This is a genomic window from Spirochaetota bacterium (assembly GCA_026415295.1).
Taxonomy (GTDB): domain Bacteria; phylum Spirochaetota; class JAAYUW01; order JAAYUW01; family JAOAHJ01; genus JAOAHJ01.
The window spans coordinates 19,980-46,922 of sequence record JAOAHJ010000027.1; the positions used below are offsets into that span (position 1 = coordinate 19,980).

22 protein-coding genes and 1 tRNA gene are annotated in these 26,943 nt (G+C 21.0%); 17 read left to right on the forward strand and 6 right to left on the reverse strand.

Annotated elements, in window-relative coordinates:
• Positions 1–6 precede the first annotated feature (6 nt).
• The 7 genes from N3A58_06590 (at position 7) to N3A58_06620 (ending at position 9,191) form a co-directional block, all read left to right on the forward strand.
• Positions 7–1,986, forward strand: a complete 1,980-nt coding sequence (locus N3A58_06590) for a YgiQ family radical SAM protein (GenBank protein MCX8059066.1) — start codon at positions 7–9, stop codon at positions 1,984–1,986.
• Positions 1,987–2,011: 25 nt separating this feature from the next.
• Entirely contained in the window at positions 2,012–4,009 is a 1,998-nt protein-coding gene (locus N3A58_06595) for a methyltransferase domain-containing protein (GenBank protein ID MCX8059067.1), read from the forward strand.
• 62 nt (positions 4,010–4,071) lie between these two features.
• Positions 4,072–5,487 carry an N-acetylmuramoyl-L-alanine amidase gene (locus tag N3A58_06600; GenBank protein MCX8059068.1) on the forward strand — a complete coding sequence of 472 codons (1,416 nt, stop codon included), beginning with the start codon at positions 4,072–4,074 and terminating at the stop codon, positions 5,485–5,487.
• Between the two features lie 11 nt (positions 5,488–5,498).
• The gene (locus tag N3A58_06605; protein MCX8059069.1) at positions 5,499–6,071 is read left to right on the forward strand and encodes a hypothetical protein; all 573 of its coding nucleotides are present in this window, start codon (positions 5,499–5,501) and stop codon (positions 6,069–6,071) included.
• 203 nt (positions 6,072–6,274) lie between these two features.
• Positions 6,275–7,216 (forward strand): flagellar filament outer layer protein FlaA, encoded by a 942-nt coding sequence (locus tag N3A58_06610; protein MCX8059070.1) that lies wholly within the window; start codon positions 6,275–6,277, stop codon positions 7,214–7,216.
• A gap of 112 nt (positions 7,217–7,328) precedes the next feature.
• Entirely contained in the window at positions 7,329–8,306 is a 978-nt protein-coding gene (locus N3A58_06615) for a hypothetical protein (GenBank protein ID MCX8059071.1), read from the forward strand.
• 30 nt (positions 8,307–8,336) lie between these two features.
• Complete coding sequence (locus tag N3A58_06620; protein MCX8059072.1) at positions 8,337–9,191, forward strand: mechanosensitive ion channel family protein; 855 nt, start codon at positions 8,337–8,339, stop codon at positions 9,189–9,191.
• Positions 9,192–9,250: 59 nt separating this feature from the next.
• On the opposite strand, the gene N3A58_06625 is transcribed toward N3A58_06620, so the two are convergent.
• Entirely contained in the window at positions 9,251–9,715 is a 465-nt protein-coding gene (locus N3A58_06625; GenBank protein ID MCX8059073.1) for a hypothetical protein, read from the reverse strand.
• A 290-nt stretch (positions 9,716–10,005) separates the two neighbouring features.
• On the opposite strand from N3A58_06625, the gene N3A58_06630 reads away from it, so the two are divergent.
• Both N3A58_06630 and N3A58_06635 read left to right on the forward strand, forming a co-directional pair.
• Positions 10,006–11,403, forward strand: coding sequence for an MFS transporter (locus N3A58_06630; GenBank protein MCX8059074.1), 1,398 nt, complete (start codon positions 10,006–10,008; stop codon positions 11,401–11,403).
• Entirely contained in the window at positions 11,393–12,154 is a 762-nt protein-coding gene (locus N3A58_06635; GenBank protein ID MCX8059075.1) for an HAD family hydrolase, read from the forward strand. Before N3A58_06630 ends, N3A58_06635 begins: the two co-directional genes overlap by 11 nt.
• Here the strand turns inward: N3A58_06635 and N3A58_06640 are convergent.
• From N3A58_06640 to N3A58_06650, 3 genes are all read right to left on the reverse strand, one after another.
• On the reverse strand, positions 12,138–12,746 hold the full coding sequence (locus tag N3A58_06640; GenBank protein MCX8059076.1) for a transglycosylase domain-containing protein: 609 nt from the start codon (positions 12,744–12,746) through the stop codon (positions 12,138–12,140). The genes N3A58_06635 and N3A58_06640 overlap by 17 nt on opposite strands.
• A gap of 120 nt (positions 12,747–12,866) precedes the next feature.
• Positions 12,867–12,950 (reverse strand) — tRNA-Leu (locus N3A58_06645).
• 193 nt (positions 12,951–13,143) lie between these two features.
• Complete coding sequence (locus N3A58_06650; GenBank protein ID MCX8059077.1) at positions 13,144–13,941, reverse strand: nitrilase; 798 nt, start codon at positions 13,939–13,941, stop codon at positions 13,144–13,146.
• A gap of 151 nt (positions 13,942–14,092) precedes the next feature.
• Here N3A58_06650 and prfB point away from each other — a divergent pair, with 151 nt between their 5' ends.
• The 3 genes from prfB to N3A58_06665 all read left to right on the forward strand — a co-directional run bounded on the left by prfB (position 14,093) and on the right by N3A58_06665 (position 17,080).
• Positions 14,093–15,187 carry a peptide chain release factor 2 gene (gene prfB, locus N3A58_06655; protein ID MCX8059078.1) on the forward strand — a complete coding sequence of 365 codons (1,095 nt, stop codon included), beginning with the start codon at positions 14,093–14,095 and terminating at the stop codon, positions 15,185–15,187.
• Positions 15,188–15,239: 52 nt separating this feature from the next.
• Positions 15,240–15,602 (forward strand): response regulator, encoded by a 363-nt coding sequence (locus N3A58_06660; protein MCX8059079.1) that lies wholly within the window; start codon positions 15,240–15,242, stop codon positions 15,600–15,602.
• 98 nt (positions 15,603–15,700) lie between these two features.
• Positions 15,701–17,080, forward strand: coding sequence for a hypothetical protein (locus N3A58_06665; GenBank protein MCX8059080.1), 1,380 nt, complete (start codon positions 15,701–15,703; stop codon positions 17,078–17,080).
• Here the strand turns inward: N3A58_06665 and pheT are convergent, their stop codons facing one another.
• Both pheT and pheS read right to left on the reverse strand, forming a co-directional pair.
• A complete protein-coding gene (pheT, locus tag N3A58_06670; protein ID MCX8059081.1) occupies positions 17,081–19,504 on the reverse strand; it encodes a phenylalanine--tRNA ligase subunit beta in 2,424 nt (807 codons plus the stop codon).
• 46 nt (positions 19,505–19,550) lie between these two features.
• Positions 19,551–20,573, reverse strand: a complete 1,023-nt coding sequence (pheS, locus tag N3A58_06675; GenBank protein MCX8059082.1) for a phenylalanine--tRNA ligase subunit alpha — start codon at positions 20,571–20,573, stop codon at positions 19,551–19,553.
• A gap of 230 nt (positions 20,574–20,803) precedes the next feature.
• Between pheS and N3A58_06680 the strand changes: the two genes are divergently transcribed.
• The 5 genes from N3A58_06680 to N3A58_06700 form a co-directional block, all read left to right on the forward strand.
• Positions 20,804–22,141, forward strand: a complete 1,338-nt coding sequence (locus tag N3A58_06680) for an HD domain-containing protein (protein MCX8059083.1) — start codon at positions 20,804–20,806, stop codon at positions 22,139–22,141.
• Positions 22,142–22,263: 122 nt separating this feature from the next.
• The gene (locus tag N3A58_06685) at positions 22,264–22,953 is read left to right on the forward strand and encodes a hypothetical protein (protein ID MCX8059084.1); all 690 of its coding nucleotides are present in this window, start codon (positions 22,264–22,266) and stop codon (positions 22,951–22,953) included.
• A 78-nt stretch (positions 22,954–23,031) separates the two neighbouring features.
• Entirely contained in the window at positions 23,032–24,153 is a 1,122-nt protein-coding gene (locus tag N3A58_06690) for a CUE domain-containing protein (GenBank protein ID MCX8059085.1), read from the forward strand.
• A gap of 78 nt (positions 24,154–24,231) precedes the next feature.
• A complete protein-coding gene (locus N3A58_06695; GenBank protein ID MCX8059086.1) occupies positions 24,232–26,088 on the forward strand; it encodes a radical SAM protein in 1,857 nt (618 codons plus the stop codon).
• The coding region (locus N3A58_06700) for a hypothetical protein (protein MCX8059087.1) at positions 26,030–26,943 on the forward strand (914 nt) is incomplete at its 3' end. The genes N3A58_06695 and N3A58_06700, both read left to right, overlap by 59 nt.

A 26,943-nucleotide genomic window follows, 5' to 3' on the forward strand; every position in this document is an offset into this window, starting at 1 on the left:
TTATTCTTGTTTATACCAGTAACAAATGAAGAAGTTAAAAATTTAAACTGGCAAAATGTTGAAATTGTTCTAATTAATGGCGATACTTATATTGATTCACCTTATTCTGGAATAACTATTATAGGTAAATTGCTATTACAAAAAGGATTTAGAGTTGCTTTAATAGTTCAACCAGAATTTAATTATAGAGAAAATACAGACTATGTAAAAAATAATGAAAATAATATAACTGTTACTGAATTTGGAGAACCAGAACTTTTTTTTGGTATTTCTGCTGGCCTTGTTGATTCAATGGTTGCAAATTACACTTCAAGTATGAAAAAAAGAAAGATTGATGATTTAACCCCTGGGGCATTTAATATTAAAAGGCCAGATAGAGCAACAATTGTTTATTCAAATTTAGTTAAAAAATATTATAAAAACAAAACACTGGTGCTTGGTGGAATAGAAGCAAGTTTAAGAAGAATTACTCATTATGATGTTTGGGAAAATCGATTAAGAAAACCGATACTTTTTGATTCAAAAGCAAATTTTTTAATTTATGGCATGAGTGAATTAACAACACTCTTATTTTCTTTTATTATTAAAAGAAAAGTAGAAGATTATTTAGGAATGATTAAAAAGTTAAGGGGTTTATGTTTTATTGAAAAAAGTATAGAAAAATTTAAAATAATTGACTATAAAGAAGTTTATAGAAATAATAAATTTAATTTTGATAAATTTTATAAGTATTTAAATGAAAGGATCAATTTAGAAAATAAATTTAACAAATTATATTTATATAACGATCAAATTTTAAACTTATTTATAAATAATAACTTTTTAGATTTAGATAATTTTTGTGAATTTTTAAATGATAATGAATACTATATAATATTACCTTCTTTTGAAGAATGTTTAGAAGATAAAAACAAATTTGAAATTATGTATGAAATATTTAATAAAAATTGTGATCCAATTAATTCTTTTTCTTTAATTCAAAAGGTAGCAGATAGATATTTAATTCATAATAGACCTCAAAGATATCTTGAAACTAAAGAACTTGATTATATTTATGAGTTACCATATGAATATGATGCACATCCTTTTTACAAAAGGAAGGGAATAATTAAAGCATTAGAGACAATTAAAAATTCTATTACAATTACTAGAGGGTGTGCAGGAAGTTGTACTTTTTGTTCTATCAATATTCACCAAGGGAAAAATGTAATTAGTAGATCTATTGATTCTATTTTAAGAGAAATAAATTTTATAGTAAAAAGAAAAGATTTTAATGGTATTATTTATGATTTAGGTGGTCCTACAGCTAATCTTTTTGGTATGTATTGTAAAAAAATTTCAACATTAGGCGAGTGTAAAAATAAAGATTGTTTATATCCAGAAGTATGCAAAAATTTTAAGATAGATCATGATAGGTTAATTAAATTGTATAAAGAAGTTTCAAAAATAAAAGAAATAAAGAAAGTTTTTATTCAATCTGGTATAAGATACGATTTAATTATTGAAGATAATAGAAATGGAGAAGAGTATTTAAAAATTTTAATAAAAAATCATGTCGGTGGTCAACTAAAAATTGCTCCAGAACATGTCAATAATAATATTTTAAAGCTTATGAAAAAACCAACAGTTGATAAGCTTATTAAATTTATTAATTTATTTGAAAAAATAAAAAAAGAAGAGAATAAAAATATTTTTTTGACATTTTATTTAATATCTGCTTTTTTAGGGTGTACAATAAAGGAACAAATGGAGTTGAAGAGATTTTTTAAAATGTATTGTAAGTATCCTATTCCTGAACAAGTTCAAATTTTTCAGCCTACCCCATCAACTTATGCAACATTGATCTACTTTACTGAACGGGATCCACAAACAAAAAGTAAAATATTTGTTGAAAAAAGATTAAAAAACAAATGCTATCAAAAAGAAATATTATTTAAGGATAGAAAAATTAATAGAAAAAAAAAAGAAGGTAAAATTAATAAATAAATTTTAATGGATTATAAAAATTTATATGGATAAAAAAATTAAAATTGCTATAATTTGTGGCTTTGGTAAATATTATGGTTCTGGTCATTTTATTAGAATGAAAGTTTTGGATAATTTTTTAAAAGAGAATTTATATTATTCAAGATTAATGATGATAGAAAAAAAAAACGATTTTCTTGATCTTCCAATTGAAGATTTTGATATAATTATAAAAGATACCAGAGATGGTAATAAAAAAATTGAAAAAAAATTAAAAGATAAGTTTTTAATAACATTTGATGACTATTATAAATATAATAATAAAAACATTAATTTTTTATACTATATAAATTCACTTCCCTCAATTAAGAATTTTGGAAATATCACTTCATTTGATTTTGTTTTATTAAATGAAAATTCTTATGCTAAAATAATGGATCAGTTTTCTTTTAATAATTATGAAGATAATTTTTTTATAAATTTTAAGGATGAAATAACTATTCTTGTTTCGTTTGGAACTCTTGATCCAAAGAAAATGGTTTTAAAATTTTTGAAATTGATTATCGACGATTCTTTTTCAAACTATATTATTAATAATAAAATTAGAATTGTAATATTAAAACCAAAATATATTTTAAAAAATTTAATAGATATAAATAAAATCCTATGTAAAAAAAATTTTAATTTTATTAAATTTATTGAAGATGAAAATGAATACTATTTTTATTTAAGAAAATGTGATATTTTTATTTCACATCCAGGTTTATCACTATATGAAGCTATAAAACTTAATAAAAAATGTATTATTATTTCACCTACAAGATATCATAATATTATAGCAGAGAAAAATTTTTCTAAAATAAATAGTGGAATATTATCTAATATATTATTTTTACCTATAATAAGAACTTTTTTACTTAATAAATTTATAAAGAGGTTAAAAAATATAATAAAAGATGAGATTAATCAAACAAAAGCTAATTTTGAAGCTTCAATAAAAAATAATATAGTAAAATTTAATGAGGATGTTAAAAAAATTATTTTAAAATTAATTAGTAATATAGAGAAAAAGAAAAATTTTATTAAAATCTGCCCATTTTGCTTATCAAATAATTTATATTTAATTTATTTATCTGAAAAATATAATTTGTTAATATGTAATAAATGCAAAAGTATAATTAAGGATGATATATTTTATAATGAAATAGAAAAAGATACTTATATAGATGAAAATTATTTTGATTCTAATTATAAAGAGAGATATGGTAAAACTTATTTGCAGGATCGAAATAATATCAGAAATATAAATATTAAAAGATCAAAACTATTATTTGAGTTAATTAAAAAATTTTTTATTAAAAGAAAAAAGAATTATTTATTTTCAAATTTAATACAAAATAATAAAAAAGTTTTAAAAATTTTAGATATAGGTTGTGGATATGGGTTTTTGCTTGAAGATTTTAATACCTTTCTGTCTCCCCAACTAAGAAAATTGGATTTAAATACTGAATTTTATGGCATTGAGATAAATCCATTATCAAAAAATTTTGTTCCAAAATTTATTAATCTTTATAATTGTGATTTTGAATCTTTTTACAATAATTATATTTTAAAAAGTGAAAATAATTTAAAAGATGATAAATTTGATATAATATCTGCTACTTTTTTAATTGAGCACATTTTTGATGTTGAAGATTTTATAAATAAAGTTTCAAAAATATTAAATAATAATGGTATTTTATTTCTTGCTTTCCCAAATTCTTATGGCCCGACTTTCTATTTTAATAAAGAAAAATTTTTTAATACAAGACCAATAGAACATTATTATGATATTTCATTGAAAGGTATTAAAAAGTTATTAAAAAGGCATAATATTAAGGTTATTAAAATTAATATACCAGAGCATCATTATTTAAGGTGGAAAGAAAAAAATAAAATATTATCTTTATTTATCAAAAAAAAGTTTTATAATTTTATTGCAGGTAAAATTGGTTTTTCTGATACAATTGAGGTTTACTGTATAAAAAATATAGAAAAAATTTAAATTTAAAAAGATTAATTATTAGATAAATATATGAAATTAATTTTATCTATAAAAACTTTAATATGAAATTGGATAAAAAATTAAAAAATAAAGTATTTTATTTTTTTATATTTTCATTATTTCTAATATTATTAATTAATAATTTAAATATAAATTCATTTTCAGAAGAAGAAGTTCTAATTCCAGATATTATAAAAAATAATTTGGTAAATGATTATTTTAACTTTAATTTTATATTAAAATCTTTTGATCTTTCATTTATTTATAATTATGAAGACTTTTGTTTTGATATTAAAAATAAAGATACAAATTTAACCTTAAGGATTAATAATAGAAAAAATATATCTATTTATAAGTATATATTTAAAACATTTTCAGAACCTTTAATTATTATTATTAATGATAAGGAAAATAATAATCAAGAAGAAAAAAATAATTTTAATTTAAATAAAAATATTGATTTTAAGATATTCATTAATTCAGATATAGTTTATTATTATTATAAAATATTTTTTATTCCAAAAAATTATAAAGATGAGTTTGATAAGTGGTTTCAGTATAAAAAATATTTAAAAGAACTTAAATTATTAAACTATAAACCAATTGAAAGCTATACAGAAAATATATTTGATCTAAATAAAGTTGAAAAAGAAAAGATAGAGGAAGATAATAAGAAAGATAATATAATCAAAGAGGAGATTGAAAAAAAGAAACAAGATGAAAATGTAGTTAAGAATTATTATGATTTTGCTAAAAAAGAGATATTTGAATATAAAAGATTAAAATATATTATAATTGATCCAGGCCATGGAGGAAAAGATCCAGGTGCCATATATGGAAATATTAAGGAAAAAGATGTAAACCTATATATTTCAAATATTTTATTTTCTGAACTTAATAAAAAGTACTCAGATTTTATAATTTTAATGACAAGAAAAGATGATAGATATATTTCTCTTGAAGATAGAGTTAAATTTATAAATAATTATAATACTAAAGAATATACAGGCTTAATGATTTCTATTCATTGCAACTCTAATCCACTTTCAAATAAATCCAATGGATTAGAAGTTTATTATCTTGATTATAATATAGCCGATAGTAAAATTAAGGATTTAGTTTCAACTGAAAATAATTTAGGCACTAATAATAGTAAAGAAGATTTAAATTATTTTATAAATAGAATTTTAAATGAGAATTTGATTTATGCATCAAATTTTTTTGCGAAGACATTTTATGAAATTTATAAAAATAAAAAACCTGTCATTTTGCCTAATAAATTAGCTGGAGCCCCTTTTTATGTTATAGCTTATAGTGAAATACCTTCGATTCTTATAGAATTAGGATATTTAACCAATCAAAATGATCTTAAAAATTTATTATCAAAAAAATTTATAGATGATTTTATAAGCTCTATTTTGGAAGCTATTGATATTTTTATAAAAAATTATAATGATACTAAAGGATTTAAAAAATAGATGGAGAAATTATGGATAATAAAATTATTTCTTATTTAAAAAATATTATTAATAATTTTTTTAAATATTTAAATAAAACCTTAAGTGATTTATCAAAATACTTCAAGAATAATTATAAAAGTTTAATTCGTTTAATTCCAATAATAATAGCATTAATTATTTTTATTTTAGCTGTTTTGACTATTTATAATTTAAAATATAAAAAATTAGATAAGTATAAATTTTATTTTGTTGATTATTATGGAAAGATTAAATATGAAAAATTTAATTTGCCATTAAATTATAATGTAGAAGATATTTGTAGTGTATATTTTTCTGGTCCTTTTAATAAAAAGAAATTTCCAGATTATATTTTTAATTTAAAATATTATGAAAAAATAGATGTTAGAGATAAAAAACTCTATTTAGTTTTAAATAATGAAGGATTAAAAAAGATAAATGAAATAAATGATAATATATTAAAATTAATAGGAGTTTCTATTAAGAGAACTTTTATGATTCATAAAATTAAAATAGAAAAAATTATTTTTATTTCTAGTTTTACTGGGGTTGCTGTTAAAGAGATTAATGTTATTAAGAAATAATAAGATTAAATAGCAATTAAGTTAAATCTTTATAAAAAAATATTTTATTTAATTTATTTTAAATAAAAATTAAAAAATTAAAATAAAGAAAAAAAAATTTGACAAATATGAAAAATTAAATTAAAATAATTTTTGAGGGTAAAAATGTTTAAATTTTGGGGTAGGGGAATCCGATAAAAGAAAAAAACTTAAAGGAGATAAATATGAAGAAATGGATTTCTGTTGTTCTTTTTTTATTAATCTTCTTCAGCATAAATATTTTTGCTGAAAGACAAATTTTAATTGATTTTAATAATTTATCAAATACTGAACTCGATATAGTTAAGCTTGCAGGACCAAATGCATTAACAGTAGCTGATGCAGATAAAGATAAATTGTTGATTTCCCTTGACCCAAATAACTGGGAGGTTCAATTATCTCCTTCAGCAAGAACTATAGAAAACATTGTAAACTCTATTACAAAAACAGTAACTCCAGAAAGTGGAGAATATAAAGGGCAAAAAGTTCTTGGGGCTAGAATTCACTTTCCAACAGGAAAATATGCTGCATGGGCTAAGATAATGCCACCTTACGAAATCCCATCATATGAAGCAGCAGATCAAAATGATAAAATAGGTAATAAATATGTAAATAAGGGTGTTTTAAGAAATGTTGGCCCAATTAAAACTGTTATGGTTACTGTAAAAGGAAGAAACTTCCCACATTCATTAACTATTAGATTAAAAAATCAAAATGATGAGTTTATTGATATTTTTGTTGGATATTTAGATTTTAATGGATGGAGAACTTTTAGAATTGATAACCCAAATTATATTCCAGATGTTAGAAAAAGAAATTTAAAGAAATTTCCTCTTTATCCACAAGAAGAACCATATGTTAAATTAGATTCTTTTATTATATATAAATATTCAGATGGTCCTGGTGGTGATTTTATAATATATATAAAGTCTGTTGAAATGATTTATGATTTAGCTGTATTAACTGCTGAAGAAGATATTAATGATGAATTAGTTTGGGGTATTTTAGCTGCTAGAAGAGAAGCTAAGAAGAGAGCAGAAGCTGCTAGAGTTGGAATAATACAATTATTAAGATTTGAAGAAAAGAAAAAAATGGCTACTGAATCCGCAGAAGAAACCAAAAAATAAAACTTTATATTATTGTATAATTATTAAAAAGAGGTATCCTAAGATGGATACCTCTTTTTTTATTTTTTTTATATGATATTATTTTTTTAGTATTTATTTTTTGAGAATAATTATGGCTTTACCTTTAAAGATAGATTTTAAAGATATTAATTTAGTAGCTATTAAAAATGGTTTTAAAAATATTTTTATTTATAAAGATAAAGATTTTTTAATAATATTTGAATTATTAAAAAGAGATTTATCCTATTTTATAAAAGATAATGTTAAATTTATCGAAGATGAAAAAATATTTAATAATTTTGGAAATCAAATTAATTTAGAGAAGTATAAAGTAGATCCTAAATTGATTAAAGATAGACTTTTAAATAATTTTGATAAAATTGTTCCAAATAGTAATAAGAATGAAGATCAAGAAGAGTTTAAAATAATAAAGATAATTTCTAATATCTATCAATTTTCACTAAAATTGAATATCAATTTTTTAGATAAACCTATACAAGTTAAGTTTAAAAACAAAATAAAATTATACCCTGACTCTACATTAAATTTTAATTTAGTTTTACCATTTCAAATATCTTTATATAATAAAGATGATGATACTGTCTATTTTAATTTATTGGAAATAAAAATGAAAAATTCTTATATAGGAGAAATAAATTTAGATAATGGTTATTTTTGTTATTCTATTGATGGTATAATTATTAATTTAAATTTATTTGAAGAAAACTTACAAGAAATTAGTTTTTCAAATATAGATAATTTGTTAATAAACAGTAATTTTAGTTTAAAAAATAATATGTTTTTATATTCTGTTTTACCTTTAAAACTTGTAAATAAAAGTTTTAATATTATTGAATTACAATATATAATTTTAGAACAAAATGAACTAAATGTTTATAATTTTGACAATAAATTATTATTATGTGATATTTTAGAGTACACATTTTTATCAGGAGATAAAATTGTTAAAGAGTATAAGGTTTATAGCACAAATACTAAATTTGAATATAATTTGGTTTCTGTTATTAATAAAAGAGAAATTGTTGAAAACTCAATTATTAAAAGGACAATGAATATTTTATTTCAATAAATTTTATTTAGAAAAGGAAATTTTTATAATATGAAATATATAAAAAATATATATGTATATATAAAAAATTTTTTTGATGAGTTTTTTTTAATAACAATAAAAGATTTTTTTGAAAAAAAAAGTTACATTAATATTTTAAGGATATTTTTCTTTTTTATTATTAGTATAATTTTTCTTAATATAATTATAAAGATTTCTAAAAAGCTTATAGGTAAAAAAATTTCAATCCAAACTAAAGATATAATAATAAAAGTGATTAAATTTATAGGTTGGGCTATAATTATTACAACTATATTGAGAAAACTTGGTATTGATTTAACTGCAATATTAGGGGCTGCAGGAATTATTGGTATTGCTGTTGGTTTTGCTGCTCAGACAAGTATTTCTAATTTTATTTCGGGTTTTTTTTTATTATCAGAAAAACCTTTTGAAATAGGAGATGTTATCAAAGTTAATAATATTATGGGAATAATTGATAGAATTGATTTGATGGCAGTTAAAATAAGAACTTTTGATAATCAAATGATAAGAATACCAAATGAGGTTTTAATTAAAACTGAAATTATAAATATTACAAAATTCAAAGTTAGAAGAATGGATATACTGTTCGATGTTGAATATGGTACTGATTTGGATAATCTTGAGAATATATTAAAAAAATTAGCAAAAAATAATATTTATGTGCTTGAAGATCCAGAACCACTTTATCTTATTAATTCTCTTGAAACTAATGGAATAAGAATTTTATTTGGGGTATACTTTCAAAAGGAAAACTTTGTAGAAGTCAAAAACACTATTATTAAAGAATTACTAAATGAATTAAAAAATAATAACATTAAAATAGCTCATCATCAAATTAAGATAGTTAATGATATAGGTATATAGAATTATTTATTCTAAAGTTCTTATAAAATTTAATTGTTTAGAAAAATTATTAATTGGTTTTATTTATTTAAAATTTTTTTTAATTCTACTATCTTAATAATGTGTTGTTTTTCTTGATTTCTTAATTCTTCAATAAATTTTTTTTCCTCAGGGAAATCTGGTCCTATTGTGTCAATTAAGTTTGAATAAAAAACAACAGAATCTTTTTCTTTATTTAATGCTACATCTAACAACTCAAATTCATTTAAATTATCTATATTAATTTTATCATATGGTCCTTCTGATGCAAAAGCATAAGCAAGAAAATCATCATCTAAATATGGATTATTAAATCTTTCTCCTATGAAGGTTTTTGAATTTTTATCAAAAAGTTTTGTTGCTGTTTCAATATGTTTTTTTTCATCTTCAATTAGATTTTTCAGTATGGGATTGTTAAATTTTTGAAAAATTTTTTCATATAATTCTATGCTTTTTCTTTCTTTATTTAAGGCAATATTGAGAATAGTTGAAGCTGATATATACATTTTTTTCTCCTTGATATAAAAAGATTTCTTAAACTATTTTAATTTAATTTTTATAAATTTCAATTTAAATTTAATTTAATTTTGTTAAAAAATTAAATTTTTTAGAAAAATATTTTTTCTATTAAAAATAAATAAAATATCTTAATATAAAGAAATAAAATAATTTAATAACATGTTAAAATAGATAAAACAATAAAACATTTTTATTGAATAAATTTTTTTAAATGATATTTCAAAGTAGTTAATTTATCTTAACTAAATTTTTAATAATTAATAGATAAAGTTTGTTTATGGAATTTATTATTAATGAAAAAATAAAAAAAGATATTTTCAGAAGTTTAACTTTTTTTCAAATTTTTGCTATGTTTAGACGTGGTTTATTTTATTCTTATATGACAATATATTTGAGATATTATATAGGGCTGTCTATTACTGAAACTACTCTTTTTTCTACCATTCCAATGATTTTAAATTCGTTTTTTCAAACATTTATATGGGGGCCATATTCTGATAAAACAAAAAAGAGAAAGAATTTAATTATAATAGGGGAATTATTAGCAGCTTTTGGAACAATTTTAGTATGGTATATGCATTATATTGTTAATAATTTAAGAAATTCTGGTTTGATAATAATTATAGGAATGTCTATTGTAGAAATATTTTGGTCAATGTCAAATTTAGGATGGGCAGTCTATATTTCAGATGTGTATTTATATAATGAAAGAACATTAATACAAACTAAATTTATAAGTTCTGGAGCAATAGGTAGAATGATAGGAGTTTTTGCTGCTGGTTTTTTATACGATTTATTTGGCTTAAAATATGAAGGTTATGGTTTTAGAGAAGGTTTGTTGTTTTTTCTATCATCTTTTTTTATGGTTTTTTCAGTTATTCCTCTATTTAAGATACCAGATAGTGTTAATATTTATAGAAAATTTGGCAATTTTAATTTAGAAAACAAAAATAACTCTAAAAATAATAATTCATTAGATAATAAATTTGTAAATTATTCAAATTATTTAGATGAAAGCAATATTAATGAATTAAAGTTAGACTATTCTTATAAAAAAGAACAATTATTGATAAATTTATTTATAGTATTTATTATTTCTCTTGTTTTTATTAACTTTGGGAGAAACAGCATAAGTTCCATAACTAATCAATATTTAAAATCCCCAAATGGATTTAATTTATCAAGTCAAATGCTTTCTTATATTATAAATTTTTATTCTTTAGGTTTATTTATGATGAGTTTTTTTATAAAAAGCTTAACAAATAAATTTAAGGATGAGATTTTATTTATATTTGGATTATTTCTTGCATTTTTATATTTAGCTATTTATGTGTTTTCAAAAAAAGTTATTTTTATATTTTTAGCTAATTTATTGAATGGTATTTCTGAAAATATTATATCATCAACTTCTTATACTATAGTTTCAAAAATAATTCCCTATAATAGAAGAGGAAAACTATTTGGTTATTATAATTCAACTTTCTTTTTGAGTTGGGGTGTAGCTTCTACAATCCTTATAGCGCCTATTGCTGATATTATTATAAAAAGTGGTAAATCAGATATACATGGTTATAAAGGTGCTTTTATGTGCTCTATTTTCTTATTATTTATTGGTATTATTATTTTTATTATATTTTTAAATAAAATAAGAAAAATTAGAACTTATGAAAACTAAATTTAAATTGTTTATTTTTGACCTTGATGGAACATTGTTGGATACGATTGAAGATATTACTTTTTCTATAAATAAAACTTTAAATTATTTTGATTTACCTGAAATTAATATTTATGAATGTAAGAATATGATAGGTGAAGGGATGGAAACATTGTGTGCCAAGGCTATTTCTTATAGTTTCAAGAAATTGGTTAAGAAAAAAGTTGATCTTGATTTATTACCTGATAAAGAAATTTTGGAGGAATTTTTTAAAAATAAAAATATAAATTTAAAAATATTTACAAATTACATGAACAAAAATTACAATGAAAATTGCTTTAATTATACAAAACCATACGAGGGAATTATTGATTTTCTTGAAAAGGTGCAATTAATAAGAAAAATTGAAAAAATAAATTTTTCTATATTGTCGAATAAACCAGATGTTTTTGTAAAAAAAATGGTAAATAGATATTTTAAAAAATATAATTTTTACCCCATAATTGGTGGATCAGCTAAAATTCCTCTAAAACCTTCTAAAGAATCTTTATACAATTTGTTAAATTATATTGATGATTACGAATCTATTAAATTTAATGAAATTGTTATAATAGGTGATAGTAAAATAGATGTTTTAACAGCTAAAAATTCTAATGTATATAGTTGTTTTGTAAAATGGGGATTTGGAAGTTTAAAAGATCTTGAAATAAATCAAATTTATCCAGATATTATATTAGAAAAGCCACATGAAATAATTAATTTGTTTCAATAAATTTATTTTTTAGTAGAATATATCTTTGAATCAGTGCTTTTCTTTTATAAAAATTATTAACATCATATTTTATTGGACTTGCCAATAATGTTAATAAAATAATTGTTTCTTCCTTTGTTAAATATTTAGCACTTTTTTTATAATAAAAATAAGAAGCTTGTTCAATACCAAATATTCCTTTACCAAATTCAACTGTATTTATATATAATTCTAATATTTTATCTTTTGGTATTGAATTTTCAATTATAAAAGTAGCTATAATTTCTAAATATTTCCTAATGATTGTTCTATCTGGATAAAGAAAAAGAGTTCTGGCTAGTTGTTGTGAAATAGTGCTTCCCCCTTTGATAGGTTTTTTATATTTTTTATATAAAATATAAGCTTCTTTTAGAGCTTCAAAATCAAAACCTTTATGTTTATAAAAATTACAATCTTCAACATAAATTAACATTTTAAAAACAAAGTTAGGTAATTCATTTTTGTTAATATATTTTGGAAATTTAATTTTATAACTATTTTTAATTGTTCTGTAAATAGTAAAACCGTAAACAGAAGGATTTATCTTGTTAAATAAATTTATAAATATATACACATAAATTACAAATAAAAAATTAAAAAAAATAAAATACTTAAATAAAGATTTAATAATTTTTAATAGAGTTTTCATATTTCAAATTTCTTTTTATTTAATTTCTTTAATAAAAAAAATTAATGTCGAAGAGGGGACTTGAACCCCTAAGGAGTTTCCTCCACCAGATCCTGAATCTGGCGTGTCTACCAGTTCCACCACTTCGACGATATATTTCAATTTTTTGTCATTATTTGTATCTTTAAGTTAAATTACTTTTTTAGTTTTTATAAGTTAAAATAAATACTCAAAATAAAATAATTAAAATAATTTCATTTTAAAAATATAAAAATATAATTAGATATTATATAAAATAATATTAATATAATATTTAATATTTTAATAAATATTTTTTAAAAAGTTAAAATATTTCGTAGTAATTAGGTCTTCTGTCTTCTAAAAAATTGTTTAATTTAGTAATATTTTTATCCAATGCTTGTTCTGGATTAATATCATAACATTTAATAGATTCTCTGTTTTTTGGTAAATATAGCAAATATTTTCCATCAGGTGATACTAAAGTTGATCTTCCACTAAATTTGAGAATTATATTATTTTGATTTTCTTTTTCTTTTCCAATTCTATTGCAACAAGCAATAAAAACTTTATTTTCAAGAGCTCTAGTAAAAAGTGCTCTTTGGCAATATGGTAAAACTAAATTAGAAGGATGAAGTATAACTTGAGCTCCTTTAATAGCTAAAGTTCTTGCAGCTTCAGGGAAATACCAATCAAAACAGATCATCATGCCGATTTTAACTTTTTTGTATTCGAAAACATTAAAACCGGTATTACCCTTTTCAAAGAAGAGTTTTTCTCTACTAAATAGATGAGTTTTCCTATATATATTAATTATTTCTCCATTTGCAATAAAAAAAGATGAATTATAGATTTTTTTGTTATTATCTTTTTCTGCAAATCCACCACAAATTGCTATTTCTTTTTTTTTAGTTATATTCTTGTATTCTTTGAAATAATCATTGTCTATTGTTAAAGATGATTTTTCAACTTCTTCTTTAGTTGAAAAGTTATAACCTGATAGATATAGCTCAGGAAAAATTACAATACCATTATCTATTTTTTTTAATATTTTTATGGATTTCAAAAAATTTTTTTCTAAATCAAGAAATTTAGGGTTTATTTGAGCAAGCCAAATCTTCATCAAAATAAAAATATAAAATAAATTATCTTTGTCAAATAAATTTTACATTAATTAAATTATATAGTTTATAAAATATTGAAAAAAAAAATATTGAATATAAATTTTATTTATGGATAAACAAAGAATAGATCAAGTTTTATCTCTTTATGAAATAAAGAAAAAATTTTTCACTTATCAAGAACAGTTTAATGAAATAAAGAAAGATATTTCAAAAGAATCTTTGTTAAATCAAATTAATATATTGGAAAAAGAGACAATTTCTGATAATTTTTGGAAAGATAAATTAAAAGCTAAAGAAACAATATATAAAATTAATAATTTAAAAGAAAAAATAAAACTTATTGATAATCTAGTTGAACTTGAGAACGATATTCTTGAGCTGATTAATATAGTTTTAGAGGAAAACCAGAATGATTTAATTGATTTAAATATTATTGTAAACAAATATAAAGAAGATTTTGAAAATTTTATATATTCAGAGGTTTTTGAAGAAATAGATTCTAAGAATGCAATATTAACTATTCATCCTGGAGCTGGTGGCACGGAATCAACAGATTGGGCTAATATGCTTTTAAAAATTTATTTGAAATATTTTGAAAGAAAAAATTTTTCTTATAAAATTGTTGATTTATTGCCTGGAGAAGGTGTAGGAATTAAATCTGTAACAGTTTATGTCTCAGGCAAAAATGTTTATGGGTTAATGAGAAATGAAGTTGGAATACATAGACTTGTTAGAATATCTCCTTTTGATTCTAATAAAAGAAGACATACCTCTTTTTGTTCTGTGTTTTGTTATCCTGATGTAGAAGATGATATAAATATTGAATTAAATCCTTCAGATTTAAAGATTGAAACATATAGAGCATCAGGTGCAGGTGGTCAACATGTGAATAAAACAGATTCTGCAGTTAGAATAACACATATACCAACAGGAATTGTTGTTTCATGTCAAAATGATAGATCTCAACATAAAAATAAGGAAATAGCCTTAAAAATATTAAAATCAAAACTTTATATGTATTATAAAGATCAAACTGAAAAAGAGATTGAAAAAAGTTTAGAGGAAAAAAAAAGTATAGAATGGGGTAATCAAATAAGGTCATATATTTTACAACCATATGTTTTAATTAAAGATCATAGGACTGAATTTGAATCAACAAATGTCGATAAAATATTTGATGGGGAAATAGATGATTTTATTTTTGAGATGATTAAATTAAAATTTAAGAAAAAATGGAACAAATAATTTGACTTTTTAAAATTTTGATGTTAAAAATTATAAAAGAGAGTATTTTCTTATGAAAAATAGAATTTTAGTTGTAGATGATCTAGCTTTTGTAAGAATGATGATTAAAGAAATTTTGCATAAATATGGTTATCAGGTTGTGGGTGAAGCTTCCAATGGTATAGAAGCTGTAAAACTATATATGCAATTAAGACCAGATGCGGTTTTAATGGATATAACTATGGACCAAATGAATGGAATAGATGCTTTAAAAAAAATAAAAGAGATAGATCCTAATGCAATAGTAATTATGTGTTCGGCTTTAGGTCAACAACAGATAATAATAAATGCAATAAAACTTGGTGCAAAAGATTTTGTAGTAAAACCTTTTAAAGAAGAAAGAATAATTTCAGCCCTAAAAAAAGCTATTGTATAAAATTTTTCCAAATTAGTTTTCAAATGAAAAAAATTATCTTTTATTTAGCTAACTATTTTTTAAAACTTTTATTTATTATACTATTATTAAATATTTTAATGTTTTTATTAAACTTAAATTTAATTTTTGATCCAACCTATACTTTTAATAATAAAGATTTTTTAAATATTTTATTTGCAGCTGATAGTCTTAAAGATAATCCTATAAAAGAAAACCTATTTTTTCAAATAGATGATATTATTAATAATTCTGGAAAGATAGAATTTAATTATTTGATAAACATGTTATTTACTAGTATTAAAGAAATATTGAATGATAAAGATTTTTTATTTAAAGGAGAATTTGAGAAATTGTTTGCAGTTTATATTGCAAATTTAATTGAAAAATTGGACTTTAATAAAAAATCAGATATTGAATTATTTGAAAATATAAATATTGATTTTATAGAAGATATTGATTTTAATTTTAAATTAAAATATTTAGATGAAAAAGAAATAAATAAAAATAAGGATATAGTTCGATTTTTGAGAATTGATATAGAATATGATATAGTAAATAAATCGCAGATAGAAAATTTGAATAAAATATATAAAAATATTGTATATGCAGAATCTATTATTAATGAAAAGGGATTATTATTAAAAATTAGACTTAATTATTTAAATAAAGAATATGAAAAAGAATTAATATACTTATTGCCTTTTGATCATATAAAAATTTATAATGATATTAATAATTTTATAAATTATTACCTTATTAAAGATATTACAGGAATAAAATATTATAAATTTTTTATTAAAAGCAAAGAAGATTATTTTATTAAGGCAAACGATTTAATTCTTGGTAAGACAAATAATCTCTATTATTTAAAAGAAGGAAAGTATACATTAGAAGTGTTTAATGAAGGTTATGAATCTTTAATAGACAATATTGATTTAAATTTTGACTATATTAAAGAGGTTGAATTAAAAAAAAGAGATAAAAAATCAAGAATTACCATTTATGTTTATCCTGAAAGTTCTGATGTATTTATTAACAATAATTATATTGGCAAAAGTCCAATTATTGATTATGAAACATATGAGGGAATAATATATTTACATATAAGTAGTAGTAATTTTGAGCACTATCAATCAACTTTTGTCATTAAATCAGAAGAAAAAAAAATATTAAAAATATTTTTAAAACCTAAAAATTATACAACCTATTTTATTAATTATTCAAATCTATATTATCAAAAAGCAATAAATTACTTTAAAATTACAGGAATATATTTTCTTGTATCTTTAATATCTTTTTCAATAGCTAATAACTATTATGATAGACATTTAAGTTTTGGAGAGATAAAAGATTATACAAATTATCTAATATTTCTAAATATGGGTTATTTATTTTTTATCCCAACTGTCTATTTTCTTATAGAATTTTATTATAACCTTTATTTATACAGTAATTTTTATAAAAATTATCTTCAATAATTACTTTCTTAATTCAAATCCTTTACTCTTTAATGAATTAACTATTTTATTTATTAATTCATTTGTGTCTTCTGATGTTAAGCTTTTTTCGTAAGGTTGCACAGTTATTGAAAATGCTATAGATTTTTTGTCTTCACCTAATTGCTTAGAATAATAAACATCAAATGGAGTAACTTCAGCTATATAGTAATTTTCGTTACTAAAATCTTTTATTATTTCAACTATTTCATTTGAATAAGTATTTTTGTCTACTATAAAAGCTAGATCAAACTTTGTAGATTGAATTTTAGGTATTTTTTTGAAAGGGATAAAATCTTTTTTGTATTTAACTATATTATTAAAGTTTGTTAAGAAAATAGATATAGGTTTTTTTAGTTCAAATTTTGAAATTATTTCAGGGTGTATTTCTCCAAAATATCCAATAATTTCATTATTATGGCAAATAGTTCCTGATTTAAAAGGATGAAGGTAACTTGGAATACTTTCATTTTTAATTTTTAAATCAAAAATATTGAAGTGATTAAATAAATTAATAAGAGCGTTTCTTGCATAATAAACTGATTCAACCTGGTCGTTTTTACATATCAAACCAGCAATTTCTAATATTTCCTCTGTTTTATTACTATCATTCAAATAGTATATCTTTTCTACTTCAAAAATTCCAAATTCATCAAAGTATTTAAGGTTTAAAATAGCATTGTTGATTAAACCAGGTATTAAACTCATTTTTAAAATAGGTAATTTTTCATCTAATGGATTTTCAATTTCAACGGGTTTTTTGTCGTTAAATATTTTCTCAATTTCTATACTAGAAAAAGGATAGTTGTTAACTTCTGTCAATCCTTCATTATAACATAAAAATAATTTTATTTTTTTTACAATATCTGGTTCTTCCATTTTATGTGGCATATCTAATTTGACTTTAGGTGCATTAGGTTCTATATTAATATAACCAAAAATTCTTCCAACTTCTTCTACTATATCTTCTTTAATTGAAATATCTTTTGTTGCCCTATAAGATGGGACATAAACTTCTAAATTGTTATTATATTCAATAATTTCAAAACCTAAATTTATTAAAATATTTTTAATTATTGTTTCAGGAATATTTTTTCCAAGCTTATTTTTAATAAAATCATAAGATAATTCAATTTTAATTTTTTTATCTTCATAATATTTTTTATAATTAACTGACTCAATTTTAATATTTTTTTGAAGATCAGATAAAATCTGTATAAATTTATTATAAGCTAATTCAATAAAGTTTGGATCAAGTGATTTTTCAAATCTTTGAGAAGCTTCGGTTCTTAATTTAAGATTAACGGAAGCTTTTCTAATAATAGCTTGATTAAAATTAGCAATTTCAAGTAATATTGAATTTGTATTTTCATTTACTTCAGAGTTTTCCAATCCCATAATTCCTGCTATTGCTATTGGATTATCATTTGAGTCGAGTATTAATAAAGTTTTATCTGTAATTTCTCTTTCTTTACCATCAAGAGTTTTAACTTTTTTTTCTTTTTCATTTTTGGGGAATCTTATTTTAATAGTATTTGTGTGATTTACTTTTTCAGTATCAAAAGCATGCATTGGTTCTCCGATATCAAACATAACAAAGTTAGTTAAGTCAACGATAAGAGATATGGGTCTTTGTCCAATTGAGTATAAAAACTTTTGCAACCAAATAGGAGATTGGCAATTTTTAATGTTTGAAATATGTATTACAGCATATGCTGGACATGCATCCTTATCTTCTATTTCTATGTTGATCTTGTTTTCATTTTTTAATTTTATGATTTCTTTTGAATATGGCTTTAAATTTAAACCATAGATAGAAGCAATTTCCCTTGCAATTCCATAATGTCCCCATAAATCTGGTCTATTTGTTAAGGATTTATTATCTATCTCGATTATAACATCATCTAATTCTAATAAATCAGCAATATTTACTCCTTCCTTAATTTTTGAAATGTCTATAATATTATCATTAAAAATTTTATTTATGTCTTGTAAAATTAATATACCACTTTCATCATTATAATATTTTAACTCGGAAGGAGAACAAAGCATTCCATGAGATTCTATTCCTTTAAAATTAACTTTTTCAATTTTTTTTCCATTTGAGGGTATAATTGAACCAATTTTTGCAAGAGGAACAAAGTCGTTAATTTTAATGTTTGTAGCCCCAGTAATTATTTGAAGCTTGTTTTCACCATCATAAACAACACACTTGTATAATTTGTCCATATTTTCTATTTTATTTATTTCAAGAATTTTACCTACAACAATATTTTTATATAAATCTTTTTGGAAAATTAAATCTTCTATTTCTGCAACTTTTAGAGTAAAATCAGATCCAATCATTTTAGCATCATTTATATCAATATCAACATACATTTTTATCCATTTTAATGATATATACATAATAAAACCTCCAGTTAATTTAAAATATTAATTAAAAATCTAGAATTTAAAATTGATAATAAAATCTTAGATCTCCGCTTTGAAACCATCTGATATCATTTATACCATACTTCATCATTGCTAATCTATTAAGACCTAATCCAAAAGCAAAACCAGACCATTTTTCTGGATTAATTCCTCCTTCTATTAAAACATTTGGATGTATTAAGCCACATGGTAAAAGTTCAACCCAACCTACATTTTTACAAACAGAGCAACCTTTACCACCACAAATTAAACATTTTATATCAAGTTCAAATCCTGGCTCAACGAAAGGGAAAAAGCCTGGTCTTAATCTTATGTGAACTTCTTTTTTAAATATTTCTGAAAGCAATGTTTTCATAAAATAAATTAAATTAGCTACAGATATATCTTTATCAATCATTATTCCTTCAACTTGGTAAAATGTATTTTCATGGGATGCATCAATTGCTTCATATCTAAATACTCTACCTGGTGCTATTCCTTTTAATGGTGGTTCGAAATTTTCCATTGCTCTAATTTGAACAGCAGAGGTATGAGTTCTTAAAAGTAATCCATTTTTAAGCCAGATTGTATCTTGCATATCTCTGGCTGGATGTGTTTCAGGTATATTTAATGCAGTAAAATTATGATAATCATCTTCTATTTGAGGCCCATCAAAAATTGAGAAACCTAGATTTTTAAATATTTCCACTATTTCATAAATTACTTTTGAAATAGGTGTTAAATGTCCATTAAATTTTTTTACCTCATAAGGAAATGTAATGTCAATCCATTCATTTTTTAATTTTTCTTCATTAATAATTTTTTGGAAATATCTTTCTTTATTTTGTATAAAAGATTCAATTTCTTCTTTTATTTTATTAAGTTCCTGTCCGTAAATCTTTCTTTCTGATAAAGGTATATTTTTTATATTGTCAAATAAATTTGTTAATAATCCTTTTTTACCTAAGTATTTAATTTTTAAATTATTTAGACTTTCAAGATTTGGTAAAGAATTACTATCAATATTAAATGATTTTCTTAATTCTTCAATATCTTTAAACATAATTGTTCCCTTAAATTATTTTTGATTTTGATTAAACTTTTATTTTATAGAAAATTAGACTATATAAAAAAAAAATCAATTGTGAAAAAAATAGAATTGAATTTTAAAAAAATAATATTAATTTATAATTAAGTATGCAAAAAAGATTTCAATTAATTTTTTTTATTATTATTATATTAAATACATTAACTATTTTTATTTCATTATTATTTGTTTTTATTAAAGGACTGATGTCGATTTTAGTGCTTTCAGCTTTTCTTATCTTTCAACTTATTTTCTTATTTATTTATAGAAAGAGAGAAATTTCAAAATTAAGAATATATTATAATGATATAAATAGAGATAATTTAAAAAATTATTTTTTATCTGAAAACCAAGAAGATATTAGCAATAAAATGATTAAAATTAAAGAAAAAGAACCAATAAAATTAAATATTTCTGAAAATTCTGAAATTATTTTTACATCAGAAGAATTTAGAAATATTATTTTAAATCAAATATTCTCTGAGAATAAAATAAAAACTCTTTATGATATATCTAAATTGTTAATTGAAATTGAGGATTTAAATACTCTTCTTGACAACATTTTAAAGAAAATAGCAGAATTTTTTGGGGCAAAATCTGGATCTATTATTTTATGGGATAATAAAAGAGAAGAACTTATTATAAATAATGTTTTTAATATTGATAAAAAATTCATAGGAAATACTATTTCTATTGGGAGTGGAATAGCTGGTTATGTTGCTTTAACTGGGGAGCCCATAATTATTAGAAAAGATACTAAAAGTACAAAGTTTAATATTGATAGAAAAGATATTAAAGATTCTATAATTTTTCCAATCTTTTTTCATAAAGATTTAATAGGCATTATTAATCTGAATGATACTCCTCTTGTAGGTATAATGAAAGATGAAGAAATTATCAGCCTTATGAATTCTTTTGCAAATCAAACAGCGATAGTTATATTAAATAATAATTTAATTAACAAATTAAAAACGATTTATAAATCAACAATTAAAACTCTTGTTAATGCTATTGATGCAAAAGATCCATATACTGCAGGACATTCAGAGAGAGTTACATACTATTCAATTGAAATAGGTAAAAAGATTAATCTTGATAATGAATCATTAGATAGACTTGAATTTGCTGCAATTCTTCACGATGTTGGTAAAATAGGTATACCTGAGGAAATTTTGTCAAAACCTTCAAAGCTTGATAAGGATGAATTTGAAATTATTAAAAATCATCCAAAATTATCTTATAAAATTGTAAAACCAATAGAATTGCCATGGGATATAAGTGATGATGTTCTATCCCACCATGAAAGATGGGATGGGGGAGGATATCCAAATGGTAAAAAAGAGGAAAAGATTTCCATATTTAGTAGAATCATAACTATTGCGGATGCTTTTGATGCAATGACTTCAGATAGACCATATAGAAGGGGATTAAATATAAACGAAGCAATAGATGAAATATCAAGGAATATTGGGTCTCAATTTGATCCTAATTTAGCAATTATTTTTATTAATATGATAAGAAATCATGAAATAAAATTTAATTGATTTTAAAAAAAATTTTGATTTTTTTTAAATTAATATTTATTAATAGTTTTTTATAATAGAAAATTTTTTAGAAAAAAGATAAATAAAAATAGATATTTAATATTTAATAATTGGGAATAGTTGTGATAAAAAAAGTATTTTTTTTATTATTTTTTTTATTTATTTTTACTTTTAATCTTTTTGCATTAGAACTTAAATATTATGAATATAGAGACTTAAGACTTTTATTTAATTTTTATAATGAAATAAGTGAATTTAATTTGTATAATTATAATTTTTATTACAAAGTTTTTTTTGATGGAGGAAAAATATTAAAATATGAATTCTATTCATATGACAATTTAGATTCAGTTGGTGAATTTCTTTGGCAGGGGAATAATAGTTGTAATTTAACTATTAAAAAAATGAAAACAAATATATCTAGTGGAAAACCAATACTTAAAGAATTATATAAATATGAAATTACCCTTTCTGAAGGGAAGATAAAGGAGTATGTAATTTATAAATTTAATGAAACTACTGGCTTTGTTAAAGTAGGAATTAGTAAATTTAATTATCAATCAGAATTTATTATTTCAATTGAAAATTATTTTGGATCGATTTATTTAGGGAAAATAGTTGTTTATTTCAAAAGTAGTAGTGAAAAAGTACAAGAAAGAATATATGATAATGCAAATCAGATGGTTGAAGTTAGAATTTTCAATAATAATGCACTATATCAAATTAAGAAATATATTTATGATAAAGGAAAACTTGTAAGAATTGAAACATATGATGCTCAAGGTAAGTTAATACAGGTTGAAAATAAATAATTATATAAAATTACAAAATATTTTCACTTTTCATAATTAAAAATCTATTAAAAAAAAATTAAATTGAAAGGATTTTTTATGATTTTTATTAAAGAAGTAAAAAATAAAAAAGAGTTAAAAGACTTTATTCTTTTTCCGCTAAAACTTTATAAAAATAATAAATATTATGTACCTAAAATAATATCTGATGAATTTTTTACCTTATCAAAGGATAAAAACCCAGCTTTTGAATATTGTGAAGCAGTATTATATCTTGCTTATAATGAAAAAAATGAGATAGTTGGTAGAATTGCTGGGATTATTAATTATAAATATATTGAAAAATGGAAGAATAAGTATGCAAGGTTTGGATGGATAGATTTTATTGAAGATTTTGAGGTAGCTAAAAAGTTAATTGAAGCAGTTGAACAGTGGGCTAAGATTAAAGGTATGGAAGGGATTCATGGGCCACTTGGTTTTACAGATCTTGATTATGAAGGAATGTTAGTTGAAGGCTTTGAAGAATTGGGAACATTAGCCACTATTTATAATTATCCATATTATCCTGAATATATACAAAGGTTAGGGTATGTTAAAGATATTGATTGGTGTGAGTTTAATATAAAAACACCAGATAAAATTCCAGAAAAAGTTGAAAAATTAGCACAACTTGTAAGAGAAAGAAGAAATTATAAAATTTTGGATGCTAAAACACCCAAAGATTATTTGCCTTATGCAAAACAAATATTTGATATTATAGATAAAGCTTATGCTGATTTATATGGAGTGGTTCCTTTAACAGAAAGGCAAGTTGAAACTTATATAAAACAATACTTTCCTAATATTGATAAAGATTTTGTAAAAGTAGTTCTTGATGAAAATGATAATGTTGTAGCTTTTACAATTGGTATGCCGTCACTTTCAAAAGCTTTACAGAAATGTAAAGGAAAATTATTTCCTTTTGGTTGGATCCATATTTTATTAGCATTAAAAAAACCTAGATATCTTGATCTTTATTTAGGAGCAGTAGATCCTAAACACCAAGGTAAAGGAGCAGATGTCTTAATGATGGTTGAAATGATCAAATCTGCTATTAAAAGAAAAATAATATCTACTGAAACTAATCCTGAGCTAGAAATTAATAATAAAGTTCAAAGTCATTGGAAATATTTTGACTCAAGACAACATAAGAGAAGAAGAGTTTTTTTAAAAAAATTTTAGTTTTAATTTAATTATAAATTTAATTTAATAATAAAATTCTTTTAAATAATTAAATGAAAATATTTATAATTATATTTTATGAAAAATTTAATAATTTTAATAAATAATTTAAACTATGATTTTTTTTGTATTTTTGAAGAATTAGTAAAATATAAATATAATAATCTTATAAAATCTATATCTTTTAATCAAATTTTATTATTTTTACCAGACAACTCTAATGATAATTATGAAAAAAAATATAAAAATATTTTTTTAATAAACCAAAATATTTTAACTTTTAAATATAATAATTTAATATCGTTTTTTCAATTATTAAAAAACTATTATGATTCTTATGAAGATAAAGAAGATATATTTTTTTTAATATACCAGCCTGAGTATATTTTTTTTGATTTAGATATTAATAAAAAAATTCTTGAAGAATCAGAAAAAATAGATATTCAATACTACTATGGAGAAGGTTTTCCAGAAGGTGTGGTTGGACAGGTATTTAAATATGAAATAATAGAAGATATACTTGCAATTATAAAGCAAAAAGATGAAATAAAAAAAAATTTCATTTTTGATATTTTATTAAGAAATATTACAAATTTTGATATAGAACTTATTGAAGGAAATGAAAATTTTGAAGCTTTTAGATCATCTTTTTGCATTAATAAAAAGGAAGATATTCCACCTATTATAAGAATTTTATTTATAGCTTTTTCTTTATTAATTTATGATAAAGAACTGTTTTTATTACTATGCAAGGAGGATTTTTTTAAAGATTTTATAGAATTTAGAGATTATTCAGATTATTATAATAACATTTTTTATAAAGAAAAATTATTGAATTCTAGCAAATTTAAAGAAAAATATAATTTTGATGAGATTTCAAAAATTGCAACAGAATCTTTAGATTTTTTTGATATAAGTAGGAATTTTAATGAAAATGTAAATAAATTTAGAGAATTTATATCAGATAAAATAAAATTTAGAAGTTTTGAAGCAGATATTATAGATGTAGGTATTGAGGAAAATTTACAAGATATTTTCAAGACTTTTTTCAATAATCCATATTTCTTTTTGGATAATATATTAAGAATATTTCCTGAAATTGTTTTTTCTTATCCTAAAACTGTTGTTCTCGAAATATCTTCAGTTTGCTCTTTTTCATGTATTTCATGTCCTTATACATATGGAAAATTAAAAAGAAAAAAAGAATTTTTAACTCTTGATAATATTAAAGAATTATATGAAAAAAATATAGATTATTTCAAAGATGTTATATTTATAATAGGAGGTTTTGGAGAGCCTTTTGAAAATCAAGAAGCTTTTGATATTATAAATTATTTAAGTCAAAATAACAAAGTTTATGTTGAAACAAACTGTTCCAAATTTACCTCTGATATAACGAAAAAATTAACAAAATTTGAAAATGTATATTTTGTATTAAATCTTGATGCTTATAGTAGTGATACCTACATTAAACTTGGTAAAAAGATGAATTTTAATAAACTTGAAACATTCTGCAAGTACTATTTAGAAAAATATCCTGATAATTTTTTTATCCAGTTTATAAGAATGAAAGAGAATGATGATGAATTAGAGTTATTTTATGAAAAATGGAAAAAATTTGAAGATAATATTATTTTTAGAAAATATAACAATTTTTCTTTGGCTCTAGAAGATAGAGATGTTGTAGATTTAACTCCTGTAGTAAGATATCCATGTTTTCATATTAGAAGAGATCTTTATATAATGTCTGATGGTTCTATTTCATTATGTAAATCTGATTTTAATTCGGAATTAATTAAATTTAATATTTTTGAAAATAATTTTTTACTTTCCCCTGTATTCAATAATATATTTTGTTATTATAAGGATCATTGTTTTGGAAATTTTCCGGAAATATGTAAAAATTGTAATGAATTTTACACTTTCTACTTTTGAGATAAATAAATTACCTTTTTTATTTTTTCTAAAAAATAAATATTTGTTATGTAGAATGAGATACTCTAAATTAGAATTACTTAATAAAAAAAAATATTTTACTAAAAAAAATAATTCTTTATTAACATTTCTAATTTTTAATAAAAATTTAATAGATTTTAAAAGCTATATTGATAATTTTTATGAAAAAATCAAAAATTTTTCTTTAGAAACAATAGAAATATTTTTTTTTGACTTTAACTCTGGAACAGATTTTACATATTTTTTTAAGTCTGGATATGATAATTTAAAAATTATAATTTTTGATAAAAATTATAATTCAAATATATTTTTTATTTATTTTAATTTTTTAAATGAGATTAATGGCCAATATATATTTTTTGCAGACACTAAAATTGAAATTATAGATATTGATTTATTAAATATTCTTAAGAATTTTAGTAATAATGATTTAGAAATAATATATTTTAAAATAAATAATAAATATTTTAAATTTAAATTTATTAATTATATACCAGAATTTAATATAAAAGAGAAAAAAATTGAATTAAATATAAATTATAATAAAAATGATCTAATATTACCAATATACAATTTTTTTTTAGGAAGAAAAAATACAATAAATTTGTGGTTAAAAGAAAGACTATCAGCATTTATTGTTAATTTAAATAATTTTGAAATAGAACAAATATTATTAAATAATAAATATCAAAAAGAAATTAAAAAAATTTTTAACATTTTTTTTAAAAGTGAAAATGAGTTTTTTAATAAATTTGATTTAGTTCTGTTTATAAAGATACAAAATAAAAAAATTTTTTATTATGAAAACTTGCAAATATTTGATAGCAACTATCC